The following is a 16,991-nucleotide window of genomic DNA, read 5'->3' as shown; positions in this document are numbered from 1 at the left end:
ATCGTTACCATGCCGGTGGACGAGTCTCGGGCACCGGACAGGGGATGCGGTGTCGCGTGCCGCCACGGCCCGCGGAACTCCCGCGGAAGCGGTGCGGCGACGGCGTCGGGCGAACAGTTCAAGCGTTTCAAGAATTTCAAGAGTTCCAAGCGAACACCGTCGGGCGGACCGCGCCGGACGGGACGAACAGCATCAGCAGCGATCGAGAACGGCGAGGGCGAAGCGAGTGAGTGAGCCGGCACGGCACTCGGGCCTGGGGGCGCACCGACAGCCTGGACGGGCCGAACGCCCCGCCGGGGGACGTCATCCGGTCCGCCGGGCGGGCCTGCGCCTCGCCGCCGCCTGCGCGGCCGCCCTGACCCTCTTCACGGCCGCCCCGGCCGGTGCGCTGCCGGCCGGCGGGAACACCCGCCCGGCCGGCGGGGACACCCACCCGACCGCCGACTCCACCGCCTCGGCCGAGTACCCGGTGGTCCTGACCATCGAGTCGCTGGCCCCGCAGGTGGCCGTGCCCAACGGCACCGTGACGATCACCGGGCACGTGACCAACGCCGGCCGGTCCGCGCTCAAGGGCGCCCACGCGGCCGTCCGCAAGCCGTACTCCGGCAGGCCGCTGGACCGGCGCAGCGACCTGGCCAACGTGGCCGGCCGCACCACGCCGATCGAGCGGGACGGCGTCGAGCTGGACAGCCCGCAGTACGCCCTGCCGGAGCTCAACCCGGGCCAGACCCTGCCGTACACCCTGAGCGTCGCGGTGAACGACCTCGGGCTGTCGTCGAGCGGCGTGTACGAGCTCGCCGTGGACGCCTGGGGCTCGACCGCCGACAACGGGCACGACCGTGCCCTGGGCATCGCCCGGAGCTTCCTGCCGTACAACCCGGGCGGCGCCGAGGCGCAGCCGACGAAGGTCACCACGCTGTGGCCGCTGGTGCACGCGCCGGTGCTGGCCGCACAGACCGTCGCCGACAACGAGCAGTCCGTCCCGGTGCTGCGTGACGACAGCCTGGCCGCCGAGTTCGCCCCGGGCGGCCGGCTGTACGAGCTGGTCGACACCGGCGCCAAGCTGCCCGGGCTGACCTGGGTGGTCGACCCGGACCTGCTGGACGCCGCGTTCGCGATGACCAAGCCGTACCGGGTGCAGAACCCGGGCACCGAGTCCGCTGGCAAGCCGGCCAGGGACGACAACACCGTCACGCGCAACGGCTCGGCGGCCGCCGCCGCCTGGCTGGACAAGCTGCGGGGCGCCGTCGCCAAGCCGGACACCCAGGTGGTGGCGCTGCCGTACGCCGACCCGGACATCGCCTCGATCGCGCACAACGGCGCCGACCTGCCCGGCATGCCCACGGCGCTGAACAAGGCGGCCACGGCCGGTCGGCTGACCGTCGAGGGCCGGCTCTCCGTGGACACCCGCTCCGACGTCGCCTGGCCCTACCAGGGCTACGTCGACCAGCAGATCGCCGCCCTCGCCCAGCAGGCGGGCAGCGGCCTGGTGCTGGCCAACGGGGCGAGCATGCCGGAGCCGGACGCGCTGAACTACACCCCGACCGCGGCGCGCCCGATCGGCAACGGGCAGAACGCCGTGGTCGCCGACGAGACGGTCTCCGGGCTCTTCCAGAGGGACCTGACCTCCGCGAAGGACCAGACCGAGTCGACCCAGCGCTTCCTCGCCGAGACCTTCGCGATCACCCACGAGCAGCCGCAGAACCAGCGCGGTCTGCTGATCATGCCGCCGCGCGAGCTGAGCGTCGCCACCGCCAAGGTGCTGGCGAACGCCCTGCAGCAGGCGTCCGGCAAGTGGATCGCCCCGGTCAAGCTGGACGCGGTGGCGCAGTCGTCGCCCGACGAGAAGGCCAACACCGGCGTCCCGGCGGCCACCGACTACCCGACCCAGGCCCGCGCCTCGGAGCTGACGGCGACCGACCTGGACAGCACCAACCGCATCCAGTACGACCTGGACACGCTGATGCGGGTGCTCACCCTGCCGCAGCGGGTGCGCGGGCCGTTCAACGCCGCCATGGTCCGATCGCTGTCCACCGAGTGGCGCACCCAGGCCCCGGCCGGCGGTGCCTACCGCACGGGCGTCACGCAGTACCTGAAGGAACTGACCAAGGCCGTCCAGGTGCCGGAGAAGACCTCGGTCACGCTGGCCGGCGACACCGGCCTGCTGCAGGTCAGCGTCCGCAACGACCTGACCCAGACGGTCACCAACCTGAAGCTGGTCCTCACCTCGCTCCAGCCGAACAGGCTGCGGGTGAGCAAGGCGGAGGACCTGGTCCTCCCGGCCTCGCAGAGCGCCACCCTCCGGTTCCAGGCCGAGGCCCACAACAACGGGCCGGTCCAGATGACCGCCCAGCTGTGGACCACCGGCCCCAACCCGCGAGCGTACGGCGAGGCCCGGACGTTCACGGTCGAGGTGACCTCGGTGACCAACGGAGTGCTGTACGTCTTCGCGGGCGCCGGCCTCCTGCTGCTGCTGGCCGCGGTGCGCTTCATGCGCCAGCGCAAGCGGCGGGGCGGTCAGCCGCACCAGGACGGCGACCAGCCGGTCGGGGACGCCCCGGCGACGGACGGCGCCGCGGCCGAGGAGCCGACGGCGGACGAGGCGAGCGGGGACACCGGGTCCGACGGGTCCGACGGGTCCGGTGGGTCCGGCGGGATCGGCGGGTCCGACGGGGACGGGCCGGCGGACGATGCCGCTGGTGAGGGTCCCGCGCAGACACCGCGCGCCAGCAGCCCGGATGGCCGGGATCGGGCCGCCAGTGATGAGAAGGTTGGTCCTTGATACCGCCGACCCCCCGTGACGCCGGGCCGGCCTCCCCCCACGACAGCGAAGAGGTGACATGACCGGGCGCAGCGAGGAGCGGCCGCCGGGCCGCGGTGAGAGCCGGCCGGGTGCCGAGTCGCCGTCCGGCGACTGGTACGTGGCCGACACCTACGCCCAGGACCCGTACGCGGCCGACGCGTACGGGTCCCAGCAGGACGGCCAGGACCCGTACGGTCTGCGGGCCGGTCGGCCGGCCGCGCAGCAGCAGGCCGCCGCGTACGACGTGCCGCCGCAGCTGCCGCCGCAGGGCGGCGGCTACCCCACGCCGGTGCCGCCGACCCCGTACCCGGCGGCGGACCAGTTCTCGCCGCCGGTGCCGCCGGTGCAGCCCGGCTGGGACACCCCGCCGCAGGCCGAGTGGCAGCCGGAGGCGACTCCGGCTCCGGCTCCGGCTCCGGCTGGCGGCCACTGGGGCGGTGCCGGGCAGCAGCAGTGGGAGCCCGGCCCGGCGCACTCCGCCTGGGACACCGAGACCACCGAGTACGTCGGGGTGGAGGCGCTCTTCGGCAACCGCCAGGCGCAGGCCCCGGCCCCGCCGCAGGCCCCGCAGGCCGCGCAGGCCGCCCAGCAGGGCGTGCCCGGAGCCGTACCGCCCGGCGCGCCCGTACCGCCCGGCGCGCCCGTGCCGCCGGGCGGCCCCGCGCCGTACCCGCCGGCGGGCGGCTACCCGGGACACCGGCAGCAGCACGGCGGTCCGGACGGGCAGCGCCCCTTCGTGCCGCCGATCGAGTTCGACCCGCCGCTCTCCGAGGAGGAGGCCACCATGCAGGTGGCCGCCGTCGCGGTGCCCCCGGCGGTCGAGCCGCTGGCGGACCTCGCCACCGAGGAGCACACCGCACAGCCGGAACCCGCAGCGGCCGGCGGGGGCGGCAAGGTCGCGAGCCTGCTGAACTCCAGCGCGATCATGGCGGCCGGCACGCTGGTCTCCCGCGGCACCGGCTTCGTCCGGACCATGGTGATCACCGCGGCCATCGGCGTCAGCGTGATGGGTGACTCGTACAACGCGGCGAACACCCTGCCGACCCTGCTCTACATCCTGATCGGCGGCGGCGCGCTGAACGCGGTCTTCGTACCGCAGCTGGTGCGCAGCATGAAGAACGACGAGGACGGCGGCACCGCCTACGCCAGTCGGCTGCTCACGCTGGTGATGGTCGGGCTCGGCGGCGTGGTGTTCCTCGCGGTGCTCGGGGCGCCCGTCCTGGTCCGGCTGATCGCCGACCCGATGATGGCGAACCCGGAGCGCGCCGAGACCACGGTCGCGATGGCCCGCTACTGCCTGCCGACCATCTTCTTCATGGGCATCCACGTGGTGATGGGCCAGGTCCTCAACGCCCGCGGCCGGTTCGGCGCGATGATGTGGACCCCGGTCCTGAACAACATCGTGGTGATCTTCACCTTCTCCGCCTACGTCTGGGTCTACGGCGGCTTCGGCACCACCCACGTCACCCCGGAGTCCATCTCGCCCGAGGGCGTCCGGCTGCTCGGCCTCGGCACCCTGATCGGCCTGGTCGTCCAGTCGCTGGCGATGATCCCGTACCTGCGGGCGGCCGACTTCCACTTCCGGCCCCGCTTCGACTGGCGCGGCCACGGCCTGGGCAAGGCCGCCCGGCTGGCCAAGTGGACGTTCTTCTTCGTGCTCGCCAACCAGGCCGGCTACCTGGTGATCACCCAGCTGTCCACCAAGGCCGGCGACGCCGCCTCGGCGGCCGGCCACGGCGGTGTCGGTCTGGCCGCGTTCTCCAACGCCCTGCTGATCTGGCAGCTGCCGCAGGCCGTGATCACCGTCTCGATCATGAGCGCGGTGCTCCCCCGGCTCTCCCGGGCGGCCGCCGACGACGACGCCGGAGCCGTCCGCGACGACATCTCCTACGGTCTGCGCACCACCGCGGTGGCGGTGGTCCCGGCGGCGTTCCTGTTCCTGTCACTCGGACCGGTGATCGGCCGTTCGATCTACGCGGTCGGCGGCAACGAGACCGTCCTGAACGACGCCACCAACGTCGGCCTGATGCTCTCGGCCTTCGCGCTGGGCCTGATCCCGTACTCGGCGCAGTACGTGATGCTGCGCGGCTTCTACGCCTACGAGGACACCCGGACGCCGTTCTCCAACACCGTCTGGGTCGCGGTGTGCCAGGCCGGCTTCTCGCTGCTGTGCTGGCTGCTGCTGCCCGCACAGTGGACCGTGGTCGGCATCGCCTTCGGCTACGGCTTCGCCTACGCCATCGGGGTGATGGTGGCCGTACCGAAGCTGAAGAAGAAGATCGGCGGGCTGGACACCAAGCGGATCGGCAAGACGTACAGCCGACTGGCTGCCGCCTGCGTCCCGGCCGCCCTGGTCGGCCTCGGCGCCAGCCTGGCGGTCCAGCAGGTGCTCGGCGGCTGGCCGGGCAGTGTGGCCTCGCTCGTCGTGGCCGGCGGCCTGCAGCTCGGGGTCTTCGTGCTGATCGCGAAGCGCCTGCGGATCGAGGAACTGAACGCCATGCTGGGCATGGTCCGCGGCCGACTGGGCCGCTGACCGCACTTTCGACGGCCGGACGAGCGGGCGCCCTGACCGGGCGTCAACCGGAGCGGACAGCTCCGCCGCTCGTCCGGCCGACTGCTGGGCCGCCAGCCGCCCCGGGCCCGTCCGGCGGCCGGATGGTGACCCGGTGTCCTATCTGCACCACATCTCTCCACCGGTGGGCAACCGAGACGCCCCCTCAGCGGTCGTACCCGGTGGAGAAGAGTGGGCACAATTGTCCTGGAGCACAGGGCCGCCAACCCGCGGGCTCCAGCGACTCTCTCAGCCGGGGCGACACAAGGGGAGGCAGGACCACGGTGGCTGATGGCACCAAGGCGGTCGTCGACACGTCAACAGCTGACGCGGCGGCTGACGAAGCCGCGCTGGCCGCGGCGATCGACGAGCTCGCCGTCGCGAAGGACACCGACGGGCGCGCCTCCGCGGTCGACGGCGAGGTCGCCCCCACCGCTGCCGCCGTTGCCGGGAAGAACCGCGCGGGCGTCGACGGGAACACCGACCGGGACGTTCCCGGGGACTCCGCCGGACAGGGCCCGGAGGCCTCCGTGAGCGAGGAGACCTCGGAGATCACCGCCCCGCTCTCGGTCCAGGAGATCGCCGCCGAACTCGCCGCGGGCTCCGCCCGCAAGAAGCCGGCCCCCGCCCCCGCGCAGGCACCCGGCAAACGCCGCCCCACCGACCCGCAGCCCACGGTCGACCCGCGCGACACCGCCACCCTCCCGCGCACCCTCCCGGCACCCCAGCACCGTAGCGGCGACATGATCGGCCACCGGTACCTGCTGGAGGAGTGCATCTCCGAGACCGACACCTTCAGCAGCTGGCGTGCCGTCGACGAGAAGCTGCGCCGGGCCGTCGGCGTCCACCTGATGGCCTCCGGCCACCAGCGGGCCCGCAAGGTGCTGGCCGCGGCCAAGTCCGCCGCCCTGCTCGGCGACCCGCGCTTCGTCCAGGTCCTGGACGCCGTCCAGGAGGGCGAACTGGTCGTCGTCGTGCGGGAGTGGCTGCCGCACTCCTCCGACCTGGCCAGGCTGCTCGCCAACGGACCGATGGAGCCGCACGAGGCGTACCAGATGGTCCGCCAGGTCGCCGACGCGGTCGCGGCCGCCCACCGGCGCGGCCAGGCCCACCTGCGGCTCACCCCGCGCTGTGTGCTGCGCACCGACAGCGGTCAGTACCGGATCAACGGCATCGCGGTGGACGCCGCCCTGCGCGGGCTGTCCCAGGAGGACGCCACCGAGGACGCCCAGCGCACCGACACCCGCGCGATCGGCGCCCTGCTGTTCGCCGCGCTCACCCACCGCTGGCCGTATCCGGAGGACCGCTACGACCTCCGCGGCCTGCCGAAGGGCCTCCAGAACGTCGCGCCGGACCAGGTCCGCGCCGGGGTCCACAAGGGGCTGTCCGAGCTGGCCGCGCGGGCCCTGTTCGACCACCCGCCGCACCACGCCGAGCCGATCACCACCCCGGAGGAGCTGGTCCGGGCGATCGCGCAGATGCCCCGGATCCGCCCGCCCGAGCCGGAGCTGCCCGCCTACCCCGTCCCGCCCCGGCACAACACCCACGCCCTGCCGACCGCGCCCAGCCCGACCCGGGTCGCCGACCCGGCGGTCGCCCCGCTGCCCGCCTCCTCCCGGCCGACCGCCTCCCGGCGGATGAAGCGGCGGCTGCGCCGGGTGGTCAAGGCCACCGCCTGGACGGTCGCCCTGGGCGCGATCGGCGTCGCCTCGTGGCAGTTCGTCGACCACCTGCGCCACACCAACAACGGTGGCGGCGCCGCCGCCACCGCGTCCCCGCTGCCCTCGATCGGCAGCACCGCGCCCAGCCCGCAGACCAGCGCCCACAACCCGGCGCCGATCGCCATCAAGGACGCGCAGTCGTACAACCCGCTGGGCGACGGTGCCGAGGGCAAGGACACCCTCGCCAACGCCATCGACGGCAAGCCCGACACGCAGTGGATCACCCAGTGGTACGAGGACCAGTTCGCCCCGAACCTCTACAAGGCGGGTACCGGACTGCTGATCGACCTCGGCTCGCCGCAGCCCGTCAACTCCGTGAACGTCCAGTTCGTCGGGAACCACACGGCGGAGCTCCGGGTGCCCAACGCCGCGGCCGCGGCCAACCCGAAGGGCGCCCCGCTCAACGACTACGCGGTGGTCGGCAAGAAGAGCGGCCCCACGGCCGACTTCTCCCTGGACAACCCGGTCACCACCCGCTACCTCTTGATCTGGCTGACCGGCCTGCCGAAGAATTCCGAGGGCAAGTTCCAGGGCCGCGTCGCCGAGGTGAAGGTCACCGGCTGACCCGACGGTCGCGGCGGGCCGTGGGGCGACACGCGCACGGCGAGGACGAAGAGGTGGCGGTGGCGGACAGCGTGGACCGGACGGACGACGACGCGGCGTTGCTCGCTCGGCACGTCGCCGGTGACCGGGAGGCCTTCGGTCTGCTGGTGGACCGCCACCGCGACCGCCTCTGGGCGGTCGCCCTGCGCACCCTGGGCGACCGCGAGGAGGCCGCCGACGCGCTGCAGGACGCCCTGGTCTCCGCCTTCCGCGCCGCTGCCGGGTTCCAGGGCCGCTCGGCCGTCACCACCTGGCTGCACCGGATCGTGGTCAACGCCTGCCTGGACCGCGCCCGGCGCAGCGCCACCCGCCGCACCACCCCGCTCGACGAGGACCCGCAGCGGCTCGACACCCTGGTCGGCGCCGCCGAGCCGGCCGACTCCCCGGTGGTCCGGGCCGAGCTGCACCGCGAGGTGACCGCGGCGCTCGGCGAACTGCCCGCGGACCAGCGGGCCGCGCTGGTCCTGGTCGACATGCAGGGCTACCCGGTCGCCGAGGCCGCCGAGCTGCTGGGCGTCCCGGTGGGCACCGTGAAGAGCCGCTGCGCGCGCGGCCGGGCCCGGCTGCTCCCGCTGGTTCGGCACCTGCGCGAGAGCGACGACGGGCCGGATGTTTCACGTGAAACACCGGGCACCCCGGGCTCGGCCCCACCGGGGCGGGGCACCCCCGGGAACCCGACGGGCCCCCGCGCCGTCAGAGGGACAGGCCCGAGCACCGGTCGGACGATGCTGGAAGGAGACGCGAGCACACGATGACCGCCACCCCCTCCTCCCCCGACCACGCCGGGGACCACCCGCCGATCGAACGGCTCGCCGACCTCTCCGAGGGGCTGATCGACTCCCCCGGGGCCGTCGAGGCGCTGCACCGGCACCTGGCCGACTGCGCCGAGTGCCGGGAGACCCTCGACGCCCTCGCCGAGGTCCAGGAACTGCTCGGCACCGTCGAGACCCCGCCGATGCCCGCCGACGTCGCCGCCCGACTGGACGCCGCACTGGCCCGCGCCGTGGCCGAGGCAGCCTCCGACACCACCGACACCCCCAGTGCGTCCGACGCCCCGGACGCCACGCCCGGCGACCGCCGCGCGACCGTGGCGCGCGCGCAGGACGGCACCGCCACCGGCCGCCGGCCCGGCACCCCCGCTCCGCCCGCCCGCGCCGCCACGGGGTCCACCGCGCCGCCGTCCCGGCCCGCCGCCTCCACCGGCCCCGGCCGCCCGCGCCCCCGGCGACGCTTCGCGCTGCTGCTCGGTGCCGCCGCCGCCCTGGCCGCCGTCGGAATCGGCGGGGCGGTGCTGCTCCACACCGACGACCGGACCGGCGGCACGGCGGTCAGCGCGGGCGCCCCGGCGGACACCACCGCCGCCGCGGCGCAGAGCGCCCGCACCCCGCACACGGCGAGCGGCGGCACCGTCTACCGGGCCGACCTGCTCGCCCCCCAGATCCAGCAGTTGCTGGCCCGCTCGGAGGGTGCCGCCACCGCCCCGGGGCTGCAGCCGACCGGACAGGCCAGGCCCGAGAGCGTCCTGCCCGCCGAGGGCGCCCGGCCGGAGCTCTCCTCCCCGGCTCCGTCCTCCCCCGCCGCCTCGCCGAGCTGCCCGGCCCCCGCCCCGGGCGTCCCGGTGGCCACCGACCGGGGCAGCTTCGACGGCGCCCCGGTGGACGTCCTGGTCTACCCGGTGCCCGGCCGGCCCGACCTGGTGGACGTCTACCTGCGCGCCTCCGACTGCGGCCGGATCGTCCTGCACCAGAGCGTTCCCAGCCGTTGACCAGCGGTTCCCATGCGATCCACGCCCAGTGCGGCACGCCGCTTCCGGAGTTCGGGCACCTGGTACTGATCCGCCTGGGAATGCGAGACACTGGTCAGTCGTTGTCCCGGGCGGCGGAGCAGGACCGCCCTCCCCGCAGCTAACGCGGGTCGCGATGCGAACCAGGAGAAGCAGTGAGCGACGTCCGTAACGTGATCATCATCGGTTCCGGCCCGGCCGGGTACACGGCTGCGCTCTACACGGCCCGTGCCTCCCTCAAGCCGCTGGTCTTCGAGGGGGCCGTCACCGCCGGTGGTGCGCTGATGAACACCACCGAGGTCGAGAACTTCCCGGGCTTCCGGGACGGCATCATGGGCCCCGAGCTGATGGACAACATGCGTGCCCAGGCCGAGCGCTTCGGCGCCGAGCTGGTCCCCGACGACATCGTCGCGGTCGACCTGACCGGGGACGTCAAGACCGTCACGGACTCCGAGGGCAACGTCCACAAGGCCCGTGCCGTGATCGTCACCACCGGCTCCCAGCACCGCAAGCTCGGCCTGCCGAACGAGGACAAGCTCTCCGGGCGCGGCGTCTCCTGGTGCGCCACCTGCGACGGCTTCTTCTTCCGCGACCAGGACATCGCGGTGGTCGGCGGCGGTGACACCGCCCTGGAGGAGGCGACCTTCCTCTCCCGCTTCGCCAAGAGCGTCACGATCATCCACCGCCGCGACAGCCTGCGCGCCTCCAAGGCGATGCAGGAGCGCGCCTTCGCCGACCCGAAGATCCGCTTCGAGTGGGACAGCGCGGTCGAGGCCATCCACGGCGACCCGAAGCTGACCGGTGTCACCCTGCGCGACACCACCACCGGCGAGACCCGCGAGCTGGCCGTCACCGGCCTGTTCATCGCGATCGGCCACGACCCGCGCACCGAGCTGTTCAAGGGCCAGCTGGACCTCGACGCCGAGGGCTACCTCAAGGTCGAGGCCCCCTCGACCCGGACCAACATCCCGGGCGTCTTCGGCGCCGGCGACGTCGTGGACCACACCTACCGCCAGGCCATCACCGCCGCCGGCACCGGCTGCTCCTCCGCCCTGGACGCCGAGCGCTACCTCGCCGCGCTGGACGACCTGGAGGCCCAGGCCGCCACCGTGGCGGTCTGACCCCGGGCCACCGACCCACCCCCGCGGGGGTGTCCCCCGTGGAACACCCCCGCCCCTGCCGGGCAGAAACAGAACGGGCCCGCCCGTTGTTCTCCCGGCAGCACCCCCTCCCCCCGCCCCCTCCGTCCGAACCCGAGGAGTTCCCGTGGCCGGCGAAACCACCACCGTCACCGACGCGACGTTCCAGTCCGACGTCCTGGACAGCGACAAGCCCGTGCTGGTCGACTTCTGGGCCACCTGGTGCGGCCCGTGCCGCCAGGTCGCCCCGATCCTGGACGAGATCGCGGCCGAGCACGCCGACAAGCTGACCATCGCCAAGCTCGACGTGGACGCCAACCAGGCGACCGCCGCCCAGTACGGCGTCATCTCGATCCCGACCCTGATCCTCTACAAGGGCGGCGAGCCGGTGAAGTCCATCACCGGTGCCCGTCCGAAGGCCGCGCTGCTGCGCGAGCTGGACGGCTTCATCTAGGTCGTCGGATCGTCGACCACACGGCGGCGGGGCTCCCCACTCGGGAGCCCCGCCGCCGTCTTTCGTCCCACTTCCCGCCCCGGGCCGGAAGGCGGGCCCTGGGGAGGCTCAGAACGGTCGCAGGGCCGGCTCCTTGCGCCCGCCGCCGAGCAGCCGCTCCAGCGCCCCCTCCACGTCCCCCCGCCAGGAGAGCGTCGTCCGCGCCTCCAGCCGCAGACGCGGGTAGCGGGCGTGCGGCCGGACGGTCTTGAAGCCGACCGCGAGCAGGTGATCGGCCGGCAGCACACAGCCGGTCGGCTGCCGGCCGGCCGAGCCGAAGGCCTCGATCGCCCGCACCCCGCGCCCGATCAGGTCCTTGGCCACCGTCTGCACCAGCACCCGGCCGAGCCCCTGGCGCTGGTAGCCCGGCAGGACCCGGCTGACCATCAGCTGGACGGCGTCCGGCGAGACCGGGCTGGTCGGGAAGGACTGCGAGCGGGGGACGTAGGCGGGCGGCGCGTAGAGCACGAACCCCGCGGGCCGGTCGTCCACGTAGACGATCCGACCGCAGGAGCCCCACTCCAGCAGCACCGTGGAGATCCACCCCTCCTTCTCCAGCTCCGGCTTCCCGGACTCCACCGCCGCCTTGGCGCTGACCGGGTCCAGCTCCCAGAACACACAGGAGCGGCAGCCGTCCGGCAGGTCCCCGAGGTTGTCCAGCGTCAGCGGAGCGATCCGGCGTCCCATGCCCGCACCTCCTCCTCCACTTCACGGTCGAGCATTCCCCCATGAACACCGATGGGTGCATGTTTCACGTGAAACAGCGCTCACGTGAAGCATGCACCCATCGGGTCGGTGCCCTCGGCCCCGGATCCCGGCTCAGCCCTGCGACAGCCGCAGACCGTCCTCGCCGGGGGCCATGCTGTCCAGGATCCGGTTGAGGTCCTCCACCGAACCGAACTCCAGCACCACCTTGCCCTTGCCCAGCTTGCCCCCGCGCTGCGAGACCTCGACCTTGACCCGGGTGTCGAAACGGTCCGACAGCCGGCTCGCCAGGTCATTGAAGGCCGGGGAGAGCAGCTTGCCCGCCTTGGGCGTCTGGCGCTTGGGCTTCGCCTCCTCGTCCTCCGAGCGCATCAGCAGGACGATCTCCTCGACGTTGCGCACGGTGAGGCCCTCGGCGATGATCCGCGCGGCCAGCCGCTCCTGCTGCTCGGCGTCCGGCACGCCGAGCAGCGCCCGCGCGTGCCCGGCCATCAGCGTTCCGGCCACCAGTCGGGACTGGACGGACGACGGGAGCTTCATCAGCCGCAGGGTGTTGGAGACGTGCGCGCGGGACCGGCCGATCCGGTCGGCCAGCTCCTCGTGGGTGCAGGAGAAGTCCCGCAGCAGCTGGTCGTAGGCGGCGGCCTCCTCCAGCGGGTTCAGCTCGGCCCGGTGCAGGTTCTCCAGGAGGGCGTCCAGCAGCAGCTTGTCGTCCTCGGTGGCCCGGACGATCGCCGGGATCCGATCCAGCCCGGCCTCCCGGGAGGCCCGCCAGCGACGCTCGCCCATGATCAGCTCGAAGCTGTCGACGCCGGCCTGGCGCACCACGATCGGCTGCAGCAGACCGACCTCCTTGATGGAGGTGACCAGCTCGGCCAGCTTGTCGTCGTCGAAGACCTTGCGCGGCTGGCACGGGTTGCGGGTGATCGCGTCCAGCGGCAGCTCGGCGAAGTAGGCACCCGCCGGCTGCGCCTGTTCGGCCTGCTTCTCCGCGGCCGCCCGGGCCGCCACCGTGCCGCGACCACCCGGCAGCACCGGGGCCGACGCCGTCGCACCGGTCGCCACCACCGGGGCCGGTGCGGGCGTGGCTGTCGCAGGCGTCGCCGCCCCGCCGTCCACCGGCACGGCAGGGCGGATCAGCGCCTCCAGCCCTCGACCCAGACCCCTGCGACCACTCACTGATGACCCTCCGTCGTGCCGTGCTGTGCCACCGGGGCGTCGTGCCCCTGCTGGCCGTCCCGCTGCTGGCCCACCAGCGAGCCGCCCTGGCCCACCGCACGCATCGCGAGCTCGCGGGCGGCCTCCAGGTAGGAGAGCGCCCCGGTCGAACCCGGGTCGTAGGTGAGCACCGTCTGCCCGTAGCTGGGCGCCTCCGAGATGCGTACCGAGCGCGGGATCGCCGTGCTCAACACCTCTTGCTGGAAGTGGGTCCGGACCTCCTCGGCGACCTGGGCGGCCAGCCGGGTCCGGGCGTCGTACATGGTGAGCAGGATGGTCGACACGTGCAGCGCCGGGTTGAGGTGCGCGCGCACCAGCTCGACGTTCCGCAGCAGCTGGCCGAGGCCCTCCAGCGCGTAGTACTCGCACTGGATCGGGATCAGCACCTCCTGGCCGGCGACCAGGGCGTTGACCGTCAGCAGGCCCAGCGAGGGCGGACAGTCGATCAGGATGTAGTCCAACGGCTGCTCGTACGCCGCGATGGCGCGCTGGAGCCGGCTCTCCCGGGCCACCAGGGAGACCAGCTCGATCTCGGCGCCGGCCAGGTCGATGGTGGCGGGGACGCAGAACAGCCCCTCGACGTCGTGCACCGGCTGCACCACGTCGGCCAGGGGCTTGCCCTCCACCAGGACGTCGTAGATGGACGGCACCTCGGCGTGGTGGTCGATGCCCAGCGCCGTCGAGGCGTTGCCCTGCGGGTCGAGGTCGACGACCAGGACGCGCAGTCCGTGCATGGCCAGCGAGGCGGCCATGTTCACGGTGGTGGTGGTCTTGCCCACCCCACCCTTCTGGTTCGCGACCACGATCACCCGGGTCGCGGCGGGCCGGGGAAGCCCCTCACCCGCTCGGCCGATCGCCTGAACCGCAGCCTGGGCAGCCCGCGCGATGGGCGTGTCATCGATCTGGTCGATGGTCTCCGAGTCCTGCATGGGGGTCAGTGTTTCACGTGAAACCGGAGCGGCAACAGTCGCCGCCCGGTCACGGCGGAGGATGCCCGAGAGCAAGGAGCGACGTTTCACGTGAAACACCATGCCCGGTTTGCCGGAAATCTGATGGTGCGACACTCCGGTGTCCTGAAGCACCCCACCTCCCGGCCGAAGGCCGGAAGGTCGTCCCGCTGGTCACCCGGACGACGACGGGCGGACGCGCCTCCCGTCCAGGAGGCCCGTCCGCCCGTCTCCGTACGTGTCCGACGCCTCCCGGCTCAGCGGGTGCGACGCCGCCCGCCCCGGCCGCGCTCGCCGTTGCGGGCGCTCGCGTTGCGGCCCGCCCGGGCCGCCTTGGCCCGCCGGGTCGCGGCCTTCACCCCGCCGGGGCTCTCCCCCGCCTTGACCTGGACCACCCGGGTGGAGGTCTCCAGGGTGCCGGCGCCGACCGAGATCACGCTCCACTCGACCGCGCCCAGCTTGGCCAGCCCGGCGCGCGAATCGGCCAGCTCCTGCTCCGCGCTGTCCCCCTTGAGCGCCAGCATCTGACCGTGCGGGCGCAGCAGCGGCAGGCCCCAGCCGGCCAGCCGCTCCATCGGCGCCACCGCCCGGGCGGTCACCACGTCCACCGCGAGCTTGCCGACCATCTCCTCGGCGCGGCCTCGCAGCACCGTGACGTTCTCCAGTCCCAGCTCCCGGACGACCTCCTCCAGGAAGGTGGTCCGGCGCAGCAGCGGCTCCAGCAGCGTCACCGAGACGTCCGGCCGGGCCAGCGCCACCGGGATGCCGGGCAGGCCGGCGCCGGAGCCGACGTCGCACAGGGTGGTGCCGCCGGGCAGCAGCTCGGCCAGCACCGCGCAGTTGAGGACGTGGCGGTCCCAGAGCCGGGGCACCTCACGCGGACCGATCAGCCCGCGCTGGACACCTGCGGTCGCCAGCAGCTCGGTGTACCGGACGGCGGCGTCGAACCGGTCGCCGAAGACCTCCCGGGCGACGGCCGGTGCCTCCGGCGGTGCCACCACCTCGGCGGCCCGCCCCTCGGCGGCCGGATCCACGTCCGCCCCCGGCCGGCCGGCAGCCGCGTTCTCCGTGTCCATCTCGACCTCTCCGATCCCCGGATCCACCGACCCGCTCAACGCACTGTTTCACGTGAAACGTCTCCCGCCGGGCCGCTGCCCGCGGAAGGGACGACGACCCCGCCCGCACGAGGCGGACGGGGTCGCGTCCGGTGAAGCTCTCCGGCCGCCACCGCGGCCGGTCATCGATCCGCCGGCCTCAGGCCGGCAGCACGACCACGCACCGCTGCGGCTCTTCGCCCTCGGACTCGCTGCGCAGACCGGCCGCGGCGACCGCGTCGTGGACGACCTTGCGCTCGAACGGCGTCATCGGACGCAGCTTGACCTGCTCGCCGCTGCTCTTCGCCTGCTCGGCCGCCTCGGCACCGAGCGTGGCCAGCTCCGCACGCTTGCGGGCCCGGAAGCCGGCAATGTCCAGCATGAGGCGGCTGCGCTCGCCGGTCTCCCGGTGGACAGCCAACCGGGTCAGCTCCTGCAGCGCCTCCAGCACCTCGCCGTCCTGGCCGACCAGGCGCTGCAGCGCGCGGTCGTTGCCGTCGCTGACGATGGAGACCAGGGCGCGGTCGCCCTCGACGTCCATGTCGATGTCACCGTCGAGGTCCGCGATGTCGAGCAGACCCTCCAGGTAGTCCGCCGCGATGTCCCCCTCCTGCTCCAGGCGGGTGATGAGGTTCTCGTCGGCGCTGGCGGCGGCCTCGGCCTCGATGGCGGAGGTGGTGCCTTCCGTCACTGATGGACTCCTTCGGAGATGGGCCCGTCTGGCGGGCCGGGAACGAAGCTCTTCGCGGCTGTCACGACAGGCCCGGGGCCAGTCAGGACTTCTTCTTCGGCCGCTGGCCGCCACCGCGCTTCGGCTGCTGCCGGGTGCCCTGCTTGGTGCCGGTCGGCTTGGCCGCGGTCTGCTCGGGAGCCGTCGACTTGGTCTCCGACTCGGCCGGGACGGCCTCGACGGGCTCCTCGGCCGGGGTGTCCTTGCTCAGCTCGGCCGTCTGGTGACCGGCGGCGCCGTGCTGGCGCTGCGACTTGGTCTGCCGACGGGGCTGCTGGCGGCGCGCCTGCACCGACTCCTCGACCACCGCGGACGCACTCGACGCGGCGCTGAGGGCCTCCTTGGACGGGGGCAGGATGCCCCAGAGCGCGCCCTTGATCTCCGTGCCGTCCGGACGCAGCCGGCCGGCCTTCTTCAGCCGCGCCTGGCGCTCCTGGAAAGCCTTGCTGCCCGGGGTCGGGTTGTTGTGGATGACGATCAGCTGCTGGCCCATCGACCAGACGTTGGTGGTCAGCCAGTAGACCAGGACACCGACGGGGAAGTTGATGCCCATCACGGCGAACATCACCGGGAAGACGTACATCAGCATCTTCTGCTGCTGCATGAACGGCGTCTTGACCGTGAGGTCGACGTTCTTGGTCATCAGCTGTCGCTGGGTGACGAACTGCGACAGCGACATCAGAATGATCATCACGGCGGTGACGATCTTGACGCTGGTCTCGCTGCTGCCGAGGAAGGTCGCGGAGAGCGGGGCGCCGAAGATGTGCGCCTTGCCGGCGCTCACCAGCAGGTCACCGTGGATGACGCCGATGTCCTGACCCTTGGCGACCTTGGCCAGCACGCCGTAGAGGGCGGTGAAGAACGGCGCCTGCACGATGATGGGAAGGCAGCTGGAGAACGGGTTGGTACCCGCCTCCTTGTACAGCTTCATCATCTCTTCGGACTGGCGCTGGCGGTCGTTCTTGTAGCGCTCCTGGATGGCCTTCATCTTCGGCTGGATCGCCTGCATGGCCCGGGTCGCCTTGATCTGCTTCACGAAGAGCGGGATCAGGCAGATCCGGATGACGACCACCATCGAGGCGATGGACAGACCCCACGCCCAGCCACCGTCCGGGTCGAAGATGTGGCTGTACAGCGAGTGGAACTGGACGATGATCCAGGACACTGCTGTGTAGAGGGGACTCAGAAAACCGAAGGTCACCGG

At 73.1% G+C, this 16,991-nt stretch carries 13 protein-coding genes; 7 read left to right on the top strand and 6 right to left on the bottom strand.

Annotated elements, in window-relative coordinates; translation table 11 throughout:
* Positions 1–226: 226 nt before the first annotated feature.
* From ABTY56_RS07855 to trxA, 7 genes are all read left to right on the top strand, one after another.
* Positions 227–2,782: a DUF6049 family protein gene (locus ABTY56_RS07855; protein ID WP_350627475.1), complete on the top strand. Its 2,556-nt coding sequence runs from the start codon at positions 227–229 to the stop codon at positions 2,780–2,782.
* Between the two features lie 58 nt (positions 2,783–2,840).
* Positions 2,841–5,336 (top strand): murein biosynthesis integral membrane protein MurJ, encoded by a 2,496-nt coding sequence (murJ, locus tag ABTY56_RS07850; protein WP_350627474.1) that lies wholly within the window; start codon positions 2,841–2,843, stop codon positions 5,334–5,336.
* A 302-nt stretch (positions 5,337–5,638) separates the two neighbouring features.
* Positions 5,639–7,639 carry a serine/threonine protein kinase gene (locus ABTY56_RS07845; protein ID WP_350627473.1) on the top strand — a complete coding sequence of 667 codons (2,001 nt, stop codon included), beginning with the start codon at positions 5,639–5,641 and terminating at the stop codon, positions 7,637–7,639.
* Positions 7,640–7,692: 53 nt separating this feature from the next.
* A complete protein-coding gene (gene sigM, locus ABTY56_RS07840; RefSeq protein ID WP_502893048.1) occupies positions 7,693–8,433 on the top strand; it encodes an RNA polymerase sigma factor SigM in 741 nt (246 codons plus the stop codon).
* The gene (locus ABTY56_RS07835) at positions 8,430–9,443 is read left to right on the top strand and encodes a hypothetical protein (RefSeq protein WP_350627471.1); all 1,014 of its coding nucleotides are present in this window, start codon (positions 8,430–8,432) and stop codon (positions 9,441–9,443) included. The genes sigM and ABTY56_RS07835 overlap by 4 nt, the downstream gene beginning before the upstream one ends.
* Before the next feature lie 173 nt (positions 9,444–9,616).
* Complete coding sequence (gene trxB / locus ABTY56_RS07830) at positions 9,617–10,582, top strand: thioredoxin-disulfide reductase (protein WP_350627470.1); 966 nt, start codon at positions 9,617–9,619, stop codon at positions 10,580–10,582.
* Positions 10,583–10,727: 145 nt separating this feature from the next.
* The gene (gene trxA / locus ABTY56_RS07825) at positions 10,728–11,054 is read left to right on the top strand and encodes a thioredoxin (protein WP_350627469.1); all 327 of its coding nucleotides are present in this window, start codon (positions 10,728–10,730) and stop codon (positions 11,052–11,054) included.
* Between the two features lie 108 nt (positions 11,055–11,162).
* Here the strand turns inward: trxA and ABTY56_RS07820 are convergent, their stop codons facing one another.
* From ABTY56_RS07820 to yidC, 6 genes are all read right to left on the bottom strand, one after another.
* Entirely contained in the window at positions 11,163–11,780 is a 618-nt protein-coding gene (locus ABTY56_RS07820; protein WP_350627468.1) for a GNAT family N-acetyltransferase, read from the bottom strand.
* Between the two features lie 132 nt (positions 11,781–11,912).
* On the bottom strand, positions 11,913–12,977 hold the full coding sequence (locus tag ABTY56_RS07815; RefSeq protein WP_350627467.1) for a ParB/RepB/Spo0J family partition protein: 1,065 nt from the start codon (positions 12,975–12,977) through the stop codon (positions 11,913–11,915).
* Positions 12,974–13,945 carry a ParA family protein gene (locus tag ABTY56_RS07810; protein ID WP_502893047.1) on the bottom strand — a complete coding sequence of 324 codons (972 nt, stop codon included), beginning with the start codon at positions 13,943–13,945 and terminating at the stop codon, positions 12,974–12,976. The genes ABTY56_RS07815 and ABTY56_RS07810 overlap by 4 nt, the downstream gene beginning before the upstream one ends.
* A gap of 275 nt (positions 13,946–14,220) precedes the next feature.
* Positions 14,221–15,039, bottom strand: a complete 819-nt coding sequence (gene rsmG, locus ABTY56_RS07805) for a 16S rRNA (guanine(527)-N(7))-methyltransferase RsmG (protein ID WP_350627466.1) — start codon at positions 15,037–15,039, stop codon at positions 14,221–14,223.
* Positions 15,040–15,217: 178 nt separating this feature from the next.
* The gene (locus ABTY56_RS07800) at positions 15,218–15,748 is read right to left on the bottom strand and encodes a Jag family protein (protein WP_350627465.1); all 531 of its coding nucleotides are present in this window, start codon (positions 15,746–15,748) and stop codon (positions 15,218–15,220) included.
* An 82-nt stretch (positions 15,749–15,830) separates the two neighbouring features.
* Entirely contained in the window at positions 15,831–16,988 is a 1,158-nt protein-coding gene (yidC, locus tag ABTY56_RS07795; RefSeq protein ID WP_350627464.1) for a membrane protein insertase YidC, read from the bottom strand.
* Between the last annotated feature and the right edge of the window lie 3 nt (positions 16,989–16,991).

This window comes from Kitasatospora sp. NPDC097691 (assembly GCF_040302665.1).
GTDB lineage: Bacteria > Actinomycetota > Actinomycetes > Streptomycetales > Streptomycetaceae > Kitasatospora.
This window is presented reverse-complemented; position numbering and strand designations above follow the sequence as displayed.